This is a genomic window from Bacillus sp. AFS002410, from assembly GCF_002556365.1.
GTDB lineage: Bacteria > Bacillota > Bacilli > Bacillales > Bacillaceae_G > Gottfriedia.
This window is the reverse complement of sequence record NZ_NUEU01000013.1, coordinates 1-14542: the sequence shown is the minus strand read 5'-3', so window position 1 is coordinate 14542 and position 14542 is coordinate 1. Positions and strand designations below refer to the sequence as shown.

General features: G+C 34.9%; 6 protein-coding genes and 2 pseudogenes. 1 reads left to right on the top strand and 7 read right to left on the bottom strand.

Translation table 11 applies throughout. The annotated features are described in order from the left end of the window. Positions 1-803: 803 nt before the first annotated feature. The 6 genes and pseudogenes from CN692_RS10640 to CN692_RS27155 all read right to left on the bottom strand — a co-directional run. Positions 804-5096: a S8 family serine peptidase gene (locus CN692_RS10640; RefSeq protein ID WP_179874413.1), complete on the bottom strand. Its 4293-nt coding sequence runs from the start codon at positions 5094-5096 to the stop codon at positions 804-806. Positions 5097-5339: 243 nt separating this feature from the next. Then, entirely contained in the window at positions 5340-6392 is a 1053-nt protein-coding gene (locus CN692_RS10635) for a hypothetical protein (protein ID WP_098119140.1), read from the bottom strand. Between the two features lie 53 nt (positions 6393-6445). After that, the gene (locus tag CN692_RS27160; protein ID WP_142317518.1) at positions 6446-6583 is read right to left on the bottom strand and encodes a helix-turn-helix domain-containing protein; all 138 of its coding nucleotides are present in this window, start codon (positions 6581-6583) and stop codon (positions 6446-6448) included. Positions 6584-7037: 454 nt separating this feature from the next. Continuing rightward, positions 7038-7247, bottom strand: a complete 210-nt coding sequence (locus CN692_RS26125) for a dockerin type I domain-containing protein (protein ID WP_257144013.1) — start codon at positions 7245-7247, stop codon at positions 7038-7040. A gap of 219 nt (positions 7248-7466) precedes the next feature. Continuing rightward, on the bottom strand, positions 7467-10991 hold the full coding sequence (locus tag CN692_RS27015; RefSeq protein WP_098119139.1) for a S8 family serine peptidase: 3525 nt from the start codon (positions 10989-10991) through the stop codon (positions 7467-7469). 786 nt (positions 10992-11777) lie between these two features. Then, positions 11778-11978: pseudogene (locus CN692_RS27155) on the bottom strand (class I SAM-dependent methyltransferase); the annotation flags it as partial. A 275-nt stretch (positions 11979-12253) separates the two neighbouring features. On the opposite strand from CN692_RS27155, the gene CN692_RS10620 reads away from it, so the two are divergent. Beyond that, complete coding sequence (locus tag CN692_RS10620) at positions 12254-13720, top strand: spore germination protein (protein WP_098119137.1); 1467 nt, start codon at positions 12254-12256, stop codon at positions 13718-13720. Positions 13721-13812: 92 nt separating this feature from the next. Here the strand turns inward: CN692_RS10620 and CN692_RS27150 are convergent. Next, positions 13813-14202 (bottom strand): annotated as a pseudogene (locus CN692_RS27150) (transposase); the annotation flags it as partial. Positions 14203-14542 lie beyond the last annotated feature (340 nt).

Genomic DNA, 14542 nt, shown 5'->3' with positions numbered 1-14542 from the left:
AACAAAAATCAGCCCTTGTAAGAACCTAATCACACTATCCTCCTTTTAATTTCACTATTTGTATCAACGTAGAAACCCTTGCGTACCATATTTCATCTTAAATTACTCCGTTAATATGACGCTAAGATTTGACACCGTTCATTATTAAGGAACAAAAAAGTCGATTCCCCCGTATGGAAATCGACCTTTAAAGTGCTATTGAATTCTTCTTGATTTGCCCTAATTGTGCCTTTGTACTGATACCTGATTCCTTTTGAAAGTAAAATCCAATCAAAATGCGTTTGATAACTTTCTTAGCATGTCAAAAAAGATCACTCATAAATCAATGAGCAATCTTTTGAGGAATATGTATTAAAGATTTTATCAATGTGTTACGTGCCAAGGTCTCTGACACCGGAGAGGCTTTACCCTTCTTTCCTTAAAGAAAGGTAAATATTACTTTCTGCTATGCGTAAGGCATCAGCCCTCTCGATTTAATAACATTTCGAAGCTCAATCCCTTCAACCATTTGGCTTTTGGCCCGCAACCTACAGATGTCACAAATATTCCAAATTGATTATTAATGAAAAGACTTTTTTATTACTTTTTCTTATTGAATTTTACTGTTAAATAGTGTAACAGGAGCTAATCCTTGAACATACCCCTGTCCTACTGTTCTAGTGACCACAGCCCCAGTTGCCGTTTACTTAGTCCTAGTTCAACAGCGAATTCCCCTACACTATGCTCATGATAATGAGTTTACACAAAAAAATCGGTAACGATATTTGATTGTCACCGATTTTTAATATACAACTATTGTTCAATTACTCCAAACCAAGATCCGTTAAAACATCATCTAAAGTTTCACCTTTAAATTTCTTAACAGGCTTCCCAGCATTGTCATTCCATGGATTTTGCATAAAGTAATTATTAATTACATACTGCATATCTTGCTCATCAACTACACCATCATAGTTGATATCTGCGTCACGCTTATTTGTGCCCCAATACGTTTGGATGTATAGAGCATCTTTCACGTCGATTACATTATTTTTATCTACATCTCCACCAGGGATATAATCATACTCAACTGGTTTAGATCCCGCTGTTACCTTACCTTCTTCTTTTAAGCCAACTGTAAAATCTTTCTTGAATGTGAAATGTCCTGGAACGTCAATTGATAATGTAAATGGCTTATCTGTGATCGGTACTCTAGTCGTAAAGCCATTTGGAGCACTTGAGCTATATCCAAGAGGATCAGATACTCCATATTCTTTTCCATTTGAATCTTTTACACTAATTTTTGTTCCGGCTTTGTTAAAGTCAATCTTTTTCGCAACAATTACTCCTGCAGTGCCAATTCCTGTAACTAATCCTTCCGGCTGAACTGATCCCCTCATTAGAGAATAAGTAGGAGCAATATAGAAATAAGGTTGAATTCCTTGAGTTGTTACTATACTATTATCCACATTCGTATAAACAGCAGTAAAGAATCTAGATGCACCTGTTGGATCTTCAAACGTAATTGGACCCTTGTAGTATTGGTCTTTTGCTTTAAATGTCAAGTCTACTAAAGAAGTGTCTCCAGTAATGCCCGTAGTCGCAAGGTCATCAAGCGCAGTTGCTGTGATTGTCATTTTATTGAATGAACCATTATAAGGTGTAGATGTGTATTGAACATCAAGTTTCCCATTATATGATCCATGTGGTTTGACACTCTTAACATCTAGGAAACTAGCTGGATATAAGAATGAGTATTCAGCTTTTTTCACTTTTGTATTTATATTTTTTGTTGAGAACGTTACTGTATTTGAATCTCCCATATTGATTCTTTGTTTATCTGAAATAGCTGTAGAATAAGCAGTACCTTTTTTCACGAAGTATACGTCTCTAAAGCTTCCATAATTTTCTACAGTTGATTTATCTCGATCATAGAAGTCATACTGTGAAATTGATGCCGTTATTGGTCCAGCTGTAGCCAATGGGATTGTCGAATTGAAATGACCATTTTCGTCTACTGGAATGTTTATTTCACTCGCATTATTTGGATTATAATAATACATTTTATTATCGCCTTGTGAAGCACTCATACCTGCTGCTTGCATTTCAGCGATATCTTTATCAAATGCAGCACCTGTTACTGAAACTGTTTTGTCAGTAGCATTTGCTGTTTCAACGATTTGGCCAGCTTCATAGTTCATCGTAACCTTTGGCTCTTTCTCACCATAATAAACAGGTGCATCACTAGAGAAGGTTTCACCATTATCATTTGTACCTACTAATCTAATTTTCCATAATCCTGGGTCAACTTCCTTATAATCAAATGCAATTGGGTTATCCGGATTTCCAGTTAAGGGATAATACTGACCATTATTCAATACACCTTGGAAATAGTATTCAATATTTTCATCGGCACCCATTCCATCAGATGAACCAAGGTAACCGATCTCTTCGTTTGTTTTTGGATCTACAAGGAAGAAATCAAAGTTACGCATATGAGAGTTTAGCTTAAAGTTTACGCCAATCGACCATCTTGTTGCATTACTTCCTGCTTCATATGGTAGGGTAAAAGCAGCTGGAGCTCCATTAACATAGTCGATTCCTTCTTTTACTGTATGAATAGCGAACGGAATTTTATATGTTTCATCAGGATTCTTTTGATTCGTGTATACTAAATAGCCTTCGTATGTTCCAAGTTTAGCAGTTTTAGGAACGTTGATTGTAGCATCCATATTCGCACTGCTGTATCGTTTCACTTTTACAGACGATTTCACATCTAATGTAACGCTGTTAGCAGCAGCATCTTGGTCTGCTCTAGAGTCATTTGTAAATCGACCATCCAATGTCTGGAATTGAACTTTTACATCAAAAGTTTTATCTTCTGAACTTTTATTAAAGAAAGTCATTGAACGTGAATCTGTAAGATTTTTGCCATCAATAGCTTGTTCACCAAAGCTTAATGCTCCAGTAATATTTTTAATTGTTTTGATTCCTTTACTTGCAAGCGTAATAGTACTATCTGAGTTATTAGCTTTACCGTTAAATGTTTTAGTCTTGTCCTTAACTTCAATTTCCATTTGTGCATGAACAGCTTTGTATGGATTTACAAGACCCGCCCCTACTTCATATACACTATATTTATCATTTAAAGGATCAGCTGTATTCATAAGAGATGACTTAATATCTGCTGGTGTCATGTCTGGATGAGCTTGCTTTAACAATGCTGCTACTCCAGATACATTTGGCGTAGCCATTGAAGTGCCAGATAAGCGCTCATATGCATCTTTATAATCAGTTAAAACATTACCATTATCATCTTTATGCATATAAGAAGGTACGGTTGAGAATACAGAGACACCTGGTGCTGTTACTTCTGGTTTAATATCATATAGGACACGTGATGGACCTCGCGAACTAAAGTCTGCTAGTTTATTACCTGTTGTTACATTTTGACTCATATTACCGAATGTAAAGTCGATTGAATTTCCTTTCATAGCTTCTGTTAGAAGTAGTTTACTTGTAATAGCAGTACCTTGAGTGTTGTTTAGTAAAAACGTTGGAATATATCCATACGTGTTACCTAAAAATACATCTTGTAATGTATCTCCAGGGGTATTTGTTAAAAATACAGCCTTTGCTCCGTGTTTTTTAGCTGTAGTAACGATATCATTAATGGCTAGGTTACCACGTTGTGCGATAACAATTTTTCCATTTACATCTATTGGTATAGTATAACCACCATTCGCGTCACGTTTATAATAAGCAGTATCTGAACCAGGTCCTACGTTTACTACTTTCAATGTTTGACCTTGAAAATCCGCAATATTATCAGAATATCCTTGGGCAGCTAGCTTCAGATCAGTTGGTGAATCCCCAGTTGATAGATGCGCTGTTGCTGTATATTGTGGAATCGTAACAGAAGTATCACTTGCTCCAACTGTGATTGCTAATGGAGCATTTCCTGGAGAACCTAATGTATACATTTTATTACCAGAATTTCCTGCTGCCACTACTGCTGTTACTCCTGAAAGTACGGCATTATTAACTGCAATTGCGGTAGGATATAGTGGATCATTGTAGTTTGCACCAAGTGACATGCTAATAATGTCCATTCCGTCTGAAATTGCTTTATCAATCCCTGCTAATATTGCTGAAGTTGAACCAGATCCATATTGACCTAGAACACGATAAGAATAAATATCAGCATCCGGTGCAACACCTGTTACCGAATAGTCTGCATTGTTTTTTCCTTGTCCGGCAATAATTCCAGCCACATGCGTTCCATGTTCAGTATAAAAAGCTTCTCCATTAGCCGTTTCAGGTAACCCAGACTTCTTCCAATCTGCATATGTTGTTTCCATCGGGTCATTATCATTATCAACGAAGTCGTAACCACCTTTAAACGCGCCTTTTAAGTCTGGGTGATTGTAATCAATTCCTGTATCAAGAATACCAATTTTTACGCCCTTACCTGTATAACCTTCTTGATGAAGTTTTTCAATACCAGGGAATGTTACCATATTATGATTTGAACCTTGTTCCCCGGATGCCAGTTCTTTAGTAGTTGGATCATCTAGCTGAACTTTCAAATCACTCCATACTGTTTGAACGGCACTAGATTTAAGCAATGCTTTTACTTTATTAGCAGGAAGTGTCATCGAAACCCCATTAAATGCTTTTTTGTATGAGCGTTTAATTTTAAATAGGTTTTTCTTTTCTTTTAATTCTTTACTGAAAATCGTTTTTAGATCTTGATCAAACGTTTCGTGTGAAGCTTCTACTTTTGCTTGTGCATCTGATGCAGAAAGAGTTGTTCCTGCTGTCTCAGCTACCATTACCGCTGTTTGTGCAGGCTTGTCCTTAAATTCAACAATGATAGAAGTTGGAGCATCACTTGTTAGATCTAAATCATGAGATACTTGAAGTCCTTCTTTGTCATTTATTTTTAATTGTTTAATCGCTTCGCGTTGAGCTGGTGTAAGTGCTGATAATACTTGCTCCACTCTTGAAACTGGTTGTGCATGAACATTGTGTGTAATCGACATCGGATTAAATACGCTAGCTACAAGACCTGTTGTAAGTGCCACATTTGTAATATTTTTTTTGATCTTTTTCATCTTTCCCCATCTTCCTCTCTCTCTTGATAATTTCATTATATGGAAACTTGACACAATTTTATTTTTTAAAAATTGCATCAAGTTCGAATTTTGTAAAATTTTATTGAATTTTATTTTTAAAAAAACAAAAGAGTCACAGCTTTTAAGTCTCTTTATCTTTCATCCTTAATCGACAGGAATATATAGAAAAATAGATTAGCAAATTTACTGTGCAATACTGTATGAGGAGGTCTCCTTGTATTTTTATATACTTAATAATTGTATATATTTGTTACTTTGGTCAGAAGTCGCATAGAGCCTATATTTCCAGTAAACGAGAAGACATTTTTTAAATCTCTCTACATTACCTATTTGATTTGCAATATACGCCACATCCAATAGTTCATTTAATCCCTCCGGCAACAGCTTGCTTTTACACTGATACAAAGCATATGCGTATCGAAAATCTAAATTCATCTTCTGGTTTAGCCACGAATCTTTACTTGCAGCCATGTCATAAATGGTATGTTGATACCAATCCAATAGGTTTTTAGCATCCTCTATTCGATTCAAGTGGACATATGCCTCGAGTACCTTTGGTAAACCAACATATACATCCTCTCTATCTTTTAACCAAGCAAGATACTCATCTGCATACTCCAGTTGTCCAAAAACTAAAAAAACGGCGAATCGATTTCCAATGGCTATCTCAGCAAAAAATTCGTTAACTTGAGCATATCGATCCGTAAGAGATAATATTTTTTCCAGTGAACCGCCCAGGTGTGCCAGTGCAAAGCTTTTATACATAAGAGCTCTTGCAAAATACTCGCCTACCTTGACCATGTACTCTAATCTCTCAGCGTAATATAAAACTTTTTCCCATTGCTCACGTCTATAGTAAAACTCTAAAATACATAAATACGCTTCCACTCTAACTTTTCTTGGCATGTACACCAAATTCTCCAACACATATATCAATGCATGTTGCCCATTCTCAGACATTCTTACAATATAAAATCGTCTAAAGTAACTGATTGCCAGTTGTTCTGAAAAGATATTCGATACATTTTCAATGATTAACTCATACAAGTGCAATGCTTTCTCTTCTTTTCCAGCTTTAAACAACTTCTCTGCAACGAAAAAAATATAAGTCAAATAATTGGTACGGATCTCGTCTGATTTTTCTGCTATCATGTGATTTAATAGACTTTGGCATTGTTTCTCGTATCCATAAGTCACACATTTAAATAAGAATAGAATACTTCTGCGCTTGTCCAACAGTTTGTTTTCGTTAAAACATTCATCTGCATAATACAAATATAGCGTACCTCCCTTCAACCCAAACGCTTCGGTAATGGCATCTAGATGTTTTAAGATAGCAATTTCTTGTGATTGAAAATACGGCTTATATCACTGATATGAATACCCGACTTTTTTGCTAAGTCTTTTTTTTTCCAGTTTTTCTCTTTGCATATTTGTTGAATTTTATGAAATAGAGCTAAATTCATTCTTCTCACCTGTTATTTATTTTCTTATTCCATGATTTTTCTGAAAGGAATATATCACAATATAATTTTAATTTCTTTCTAACCAGTTAGCTAACACTTCTATTATATTGTAACTTGATATAAATTTATTTTTGAAAAATTTCATCAAATTTATTTAGTCCCATCTAAAAAGTGCAGTCCCACGTCCTGAACCCCTATCGTCGGTAAAAGTATTTTTATGCAATCCAAATCTGCTTAATCCATTATTTCTAATAAGTCTGTGCAATTTTTGTGCGAATAATAGTGTACTTGGTGGTAGGGTGTTGTATTAATCAATTCAATTAATAATTATGAAGATTAAATAATAGAAAACTATAGATGAGGAAATTAGCTTAATTACTATGAAGTATACAGTTCTAAATCATTCTTTAATAAAAAAGAGCAACTACATATTTGTAGTTGCTCTTTGCAAAGATTAGTTTAATCCTAATGCACTCTTAATACTTTCTAGTGATTGTGATTTATATTTCTTTTTAGGTGTAGGTGCATAATTAATAGTTGGATTTTGCATTAAGTAATTTTCTTCAACAAATGCCATATCTTTTGCGTCTACAACTCCGTCAAAGTTAATATCTGCTTCACGCTTGTTTGTTCCCCAATATGTTTGGATATATAATGCATCTATAAGACTTCTAACCGCAGGGACTGCGGGGATCGCCTAATCAATAACTGGTGGATACACTGGTGTTTTTAGGAATCTCCTTCTTCAAACAACCCATAAGGCTGTTAAGGAGGGGTAGTTCAACAAACATAGAAAAATAGAAAAAAAGCTATCGAATTCCTATTTTTTAGGAAAGATAGCTTTTTAGTTAATCAAATTGAACTATATAAGGGCGTTTTACAGTTATTGTTTTACCGTTACCGTTTTAGTCGTTGTTGTAATTTTGAAACCGTCTTTTGTAACTATATCAGCTGAGATATAGTACGTTCCATTTGGAAGGTCAAGTTCAGGTAACCATTCTGCTCTGAGTGTATGTTCATTGTCCACTTTCCACGAATCCACCAGTTTCCCACTTGCATCTTTAACATTAATCGTCCAGTTTACTCTGTTATGTGCAAAGCTTACAATTTTTGCCGGATTTTTTTCGTTAATATTTGTAGAATTTAAAAGAGCGATTGTTTGAATGACCATACCTTGAGTATTATAGCTTTGATCTCCCCAAGGAGTCCAAGATATATTTCCTGCATAATCAAGGGCTAAAATAACAATACCTTTCGGTTCTGTAGGAACAAGTACAGATTTTTGCTCAAGTCCTAATACGTAAGATTTTCCATTAACATAAACAACTGCAGAATTAAAGTCACTTGCATTATCTGATGCATTGAAGGAAACTTCATATTTTCCGTCCTTTGGCGTAACTTTAATATCTGAAACTTTCGGAGCCATAGAATCTACTAACATTGGCATTTTAACAGTCTGTGGTTTAGCGTTTGGATAATCCAATGTTGTTTTGATTACGTAATTGTATAAACCGTCAGGAACATAATTTCCAGACTGGTCTTTCATATCCCATTGATATAAGTTTGTTCCATAATCACCGACCATCATAATGTTTTTACTAAATTTCCATGGTTGCCCATTTCCATTATATTCACTATAGTCACCTAAATATTTAAGTTGTTTTCCAGATGAATCTTCAATAGACATTTCAGCTTTTGCTAAATTACGTAAGACTTGCATTGAACCATAAATACCGACATCTACATAGTTTGGCGAGTAAGCAATATGGTTAAGGTCGAATCCATTTCCATTGAATCCTAAAGGAGATCCTTCTGAATCATCATTCCAAAGTGCCGTATATCCGACAAATGCATCTTTATCCCATGCTGGAGCATCGATATTTCGAGGCTCATCCCATTTTCCATAGAAGCCCATATAAGGAATAGATAATGGTACAGCAGAATCACTATCCTCTCCTGTTGGTACAAGGCGTACAAAACCTTCAACAAACTCATTTTTCTTTAATGTTCTTGGCAGGCGAATTTCTACATTCAGGTTTTTCTTTTGGCCTGTTTTAATTTTTAATGTTGCGCCATCCACATCAGTTAATTTTTCTCCATTCACATAGATGGAGGCACCTTCAATACGTTTACTTTTTAAAGATAAGTAATCTTTTGTATCTAAAGCTCCATCGTTATCAAAGTCAAATTGTTTCGTTTCAATCCCATCCGTTAATAAATCTACATTAACTGTGTACTCGTATTCTTTTTTCGTTTTATTTGTTTCAAGTGATTCTACATTTAAATTAAAAATCGCTCTGTCGTTTTTAATTTCTTTTAATGCAACTGCTCCCGCTTGCTCAAGAGGTGTATTTTTTCTTGTCACAATAACAGGTGTTTTAATTGCATTTTGAATTTGCATTAAACCGGATCCCTGTATACGAGGAGAATATGGAATCGCATTGTTAGTTTTAGGATCCATTACTACTTTAGCTGTATTCATTAACGCAATCTTTGCTTTTAAAACTGTATCTTCTGAATGTGTTAAACCTTTTTGATAAAGTGACTGCAATAACAATGCTGAACCGCCTGCAACATGTGGAGTTGCCATGGATGTACCGCTCATCACTTCATAATCATTTCCTGGTATAGTAGAATAAATATTTCCTCCAGGAGCTGAAATTTCCGGTTTAAAATCTAATGTAGGCGTAGTACCCATTGATGAAAAATAGGACATCGTGTCTTTATCTGGATTATCTACCCAATAATCACCTACATTTTTCATACTTAAGTATTGTCCGCTTGGCATACTATTCATTTTGTTTAATAATGTTTCACCAATAGCTTTACTTGTTGAAGCCGTTGGTGTTGCAACTGGCGTTGCAGGAAGAGGAGCATAATCATAATTTATAGATCCTGTAGGTGGTATCATAATAATAGCCTTAGCCCCTGCACTCTTTGCCGTAAATTGAATGCTTGAAACAGTACTATACCAATTTAGTAATTTAACAACGGCAATGTAGCCAGTTTTGCCTTTAGGATAATCCGTAGCCTTCACACCTTCGCCTACGTAAACGAGATCATAGTTTGTATCAGGTAATAGATTCTTAGAAACTTTAAAATTATAAGATGGTGCAAATTGATCTTGGTCTTTGAATGGTATCGATAGACCATTTCCATCTGATATTGCATTCATATGAATTTTAGTATTTTCATAGGAAGCAACTGATACAGCAAAAGGACTTACTCCTGGAGAACCAACTGTTCCAATATCAGGATCTTCTGCATATGGTTTTAAAGAAGATTTAGAGAGATTATTCATTGTACTGTATCCTGCATTTCCAGCTGCTACAACAACAAGTGTCCCCCGTTCTGTCGCCAATCGAATCTCTTTTTGAATCGGATCATAATCTTCGTCTACATTACCTGCATCGGTACCTAAACTCATGTTAATAACATCTGCACCCATTGTGACAGCATGCTCCATACCTGCGATAATATCATCTTCCATAGCGCCGCCGCCTTTATCTGAAAATACCTTTTCAGCTAAAAGTTGAACACCTGGTGCAATACCGGCAACTCCACCCTTCGTTTCGTCACCATTTGCTCCAACTATTCCAGAAACGTGTGTACCATGTGGACTACCAGTTGCACCTGGAATAACATCTGTGTCATTGTCTGCCCAGTCGTACCCTGTTGGAACTTTATCAGAATACCATTTTTCATTTACGCTTGTCTCTGCAAATTTTTGCTGAATATTATTTTGATTCCACTTTTCTTTTGCTTTGGCTTCATCAGATAATGTCAAATCTTTATGCGTATAATCAATCCCTGAATCAACAACCCCTACAAGTAATCCTTCGCCTTTATAACCGTATTGTTCCCATACCTTTTGAGCTTGTACTAATTCCTTACTTGCTGCCATCGATTCCGTGTATGTTCTAGCAATATGAACATGTTTCACCCCAGGAATAGATTCGATGTCTTTCATATTTTTATATTGAGTTTCAACACTGAATCCGTTAAACCCTTGATAATAGCGATGCTTTAATTTGACAGAATCATTGGATTTAGATTTTTTTTCTTTTGAGATCTGTTCGATTACGTTGTCCTGCTTTTGTTTAAATGAAGCTATTTTACTTTCAGGTGTTGTTTGTACATTTTTTGCCGGTTGATCAACCTCTACAATTAAATGAACAAGGTCATCTGGTTTAAAGCTTTTTATTTGATTATCTTTTTTAACATCTTTATAAATTGGTTTTACTTGCTCTGTTGCGACATTATGCTGAACTAATACTGGTGCAGCTTGATCTGTTGGTTCACTTGGATTGTCAATACTTTCAGCGAAAACTGTAAGAGATGTAAATAATAATGAGGTTAAAGCTGCAGTGCTCATTACCTTAAAAGGATTAATTTTACTTTTCTTCATTAAGATAGCCCCTTTTTCTATTTTTTTATTAAATAAAACTTTCGAGCATTAAACCCCTAAGTTTTTATTTTCTACTATCAATCTAGTAATCGTGTTTGAGAGATTAACGGTTATTTATTTAGAATAGTCAGAAAAATATTTCTATTTCACATTTTACAGCTAAAGAACTTTGTTGTGTATTGGGGTAATAAGGAAGTATTTACCTAACAAATTTCGACTCTATTTTATCTAATCCTGTCGAATATTTATTTGAATTTTAAAAAATATACAGATTTTTTAGTGCTTACACTCGAAAAATGTATTATTTTATGTCCGAAACACTTAAACTAAAAAAAATTGCTCAAAAAATTTGGGGAAATTTGTAATATATAAAAAATTTAATAAATTATTTCTAGTAATCTACTTTTAAAAGAATAATATTAAGTTCTACTAAAACTAACAAAACAAAACACCTGCCCTATCAATATCCTCCTGAAGTCTTCATTTAGGGAAATTTTTTGTGTATTGGTTCATGTGCTTATTGAGTTGTTAATAGTAAAATAAAATATTGACATTCTATTAGCTGGTTTAGTTGAATAAGAAAAACTTCCGAGACAAAAATTGCTATTTATAACCTATAACTGCGGATGTATGCAATTGTCTAGAGATAGGTCCATTCAATGTATTTCATTAATAAATCTTCTTTCTCCATAATCGGATATAGCTGTTGTTCCACCATACTTTTCACATCGCTCTATGTCTCATCTTTGCCATCGCACAGAGTAATAATTAAATTCCCATTAGGTTTTAAAATCCTATATATCTAGATTGTTTCAGGTAAGTAGTCCAAAAACATATTGAATGAATGCAAAATACTTTATTAAATTCTTCATCTTGAAAGGGCAAATTTTTCACATTTTCTTGTACTATCCTTGCTCTACCAGTATTGATTGCTTTTCTATTTCGTATTGTTGCTGATCGAACAACGGTTGGAGAAACATCCAACCCTACTACCTGTCTTGCTGTTGATTATTCAAGCAGAAGTTTTATTGCGTAACCAGCACCACATCCTAATTCTAATATTTTTTCGTCATAAAGATTTTCCAATAGCTCATAAAAGATGCTACGCAATTGTTAATTGTAATAAGGTATTAATAATTTGCTTTTTCTGCGCCTACATGAGTATATTCTCTAACCACTTTCATTATATGTATGTCAATCTCACCTTTGGCCAAACTAATAATTGGTAATTAGTTTTATTGAGTGACTAGAGGTGAAAGAGAATGAACGATCATGATCCGGCTAATTTTACAATAAGTCTTCATAAAAATATTGAAACAATTAAAGAGCAATTGCACCATACAGCTGAATTAGTTGTCCGGACGATTCGTATCGGTGAAAGCAAATACAATGTAGCACTCATCTATCTAGATGAACTCGTTAACGCAGATGTGATTCGAGACTTTATCATTACTCCATTATTCTTATTTAAGGGAATGAAAAAAAGCGATACAGGACCATTTATCGACCACTTAGCCTCTGAACATATTCGAGCTTCTTCCGTTGAAATGGTTTCATCGTTCGAGGATGCACTGAACGGAATTGTTCGAGGTCGAACCCTGATCTTAGTCGAGGGATATGACGGTGGAATCATCGCAGAAACGACTCAATGGCAACAACGTTCGGTTGAACAAAGTAGTCGACAACGGTCACCTGGTGGACCAATGATTGGGCTGTCAGAACAATTAAAAGTGAACTTGAATTTAATTCGTAGTTTTATTAAGTCACCTGATTTAGTTGTGGAAATGAAACAAATAGGAAGATTTGCAAAAACAGATCTTTCAATTGTCTACTTAAACCATAAAGTGGATAAACAAGCATTAGAAAAAGTAAGAACGCGAATCGAAACATTGGATGTCGAATATGTTTTGGAATCAAGAGTTGTTGAAGATGCGTTGGAAGGAAGGAAGAAAACCATTTTCCCCCTTATTTTCAATTCGGAGATGCCGGATATTGTGGCTGCTGCTTTATATGAAGGACGAATTGCCATCTTAGTTGATGGTACACCACAAGCTTCCATCGTGCCAGCTTTATTCGTCCAGTTTATGGCGCAACCGATTGAATACTACTCAAAAACCGGTAAACTCTCTAATCGATTAATCTTATTCTTTAGTTACTTTATATCTGTCTTCATACCAGGAATTTACGTTGCATTCGCTAACTTTCACAAAGATTGGATTCCGGCAAAATATGCTAAAAAATTTTTTAAGGAATCCGAAACCCTACTCCCATTATTTTTAGAAGTTTTTTTACTGCTGTTAATTTTATATATATTGGGATTAGCATCTTTCCGGATTCAAACCGATTTGATTGTTTTGGCATCTTTGGTGGGTACAATGGTGATTAGCACGACGCTTGTTGATGCCAAACTAGTACATCCTTTTAGTATGATTATTGTAGGGATTTCGTTCCTAACAAATTTTTTATTTCTCACAGGTGGGATGGCTAGTGCCGCTTTAACATTACGCATTTTGTTTTTAATCATAGGTAGTTTTTTTGGTTTAACGGCGATGGGAATCGGATTAATCTTGTTGATATTTTATATGGCTCTATTACGCTCGGTTGGTGTTCCGTACTTAGCGCCGATCATTCCGTTTCGACCACAAGAGTTCAAAGATGTCTTTTATCGTGGCGATACAAAGAAACTGATTAACAGTGAACACAATTATCCTCATGATGATAAAGAGTAATACATAGTAACCTAGGTTATGATTGCCAATAGAAAAGAAATCTCAATTGGTCTTATCCCTGTCAAGTAGACGATAAACAAAAGGTACGCTAATTAAGCAGCCATAGCCCTATATTCAGTGGGGCTATGGTTGCTTAAATTCTTTTGAAAACGTTTATTACTATAAAATTTCATGTATTTTTTAACTGCTTCTGTTACTTCTTTTGAAGTTTTGAATCGATATCGGTAAAAACATTCCGTTTTAAAATGGCTAAAAAAACTCTCTATACAGGCATTATCTAAACAATTTCCTTTTCTAGACATACTTCCTTTAATATTGAATCTTAATAATAGTTGGTTATATCTTATTGAGGTGTACTGGAATCCTTGATCGCTATGAAGTAGGAGTCCTTTTACATCTCTTTTTTTTATGGCTGATTTTAAAGTATCAGCTACAAGTTTTAAATCATTTCTTTCACTTATCTTGTATGAAACAACTTCATTGTTATATAAGTTTACCCCTTAATATATTGATAAAGTAGAAATTCTATTTGGGTTAGGATTAATCCTTGTTCAACTATCGCATTCGTTCGTATTATAAGGTCAACCAGTTAAATTTTCTGGTTGACTATTTTTTATAGGGTCTTATGATTAAAGTAGACGGGGCAGAACGAAGCTTGCGTGGGACTTAGACCCCGTCAACTAAACAGTTCACCCCCTACTTATAGAAACATGCTTTGGGCTGGTTGGGACAAGAATCCCGCATAACAAGCGAACCTATGACACTATAAGGGAGTTTTAGGGGAACCGATATATTTATTAGCTTTAGGAGGAGATAGTTTAT

Bases quoted from the DNA above. Each gene is read 5' to 3' on its own strand.
- CN692_RS10640 (WP_179874413.1), bottom strand. From the start codon at position 5,096: ATGAAAAAGATCAAAAAAAATATTACAAATGTGGCACTTACAACAGGT.
- CN692_RS27160 (WP_142317518.1), bottom strand. From the start codon at position 6,583: ATGAATTTAGCTCTATTTCATAAAATTCAACAAATATGCAAAGAGAAA.
- CN692_RS27015 (WP_098119139.1), bottom strand. From the start codon at position 10,991: ATGAAGAAAAGTAAAATTAATCCTTTTAAGGTAATGAGCACTGCAGCT.
- CN692_RS10620 (WP_098119137.1), top strand. From the start codon at position 12,254: ATGAACGATCATGATCCGGCTAATTTTACAATAAGTCTTCATAAAAAT.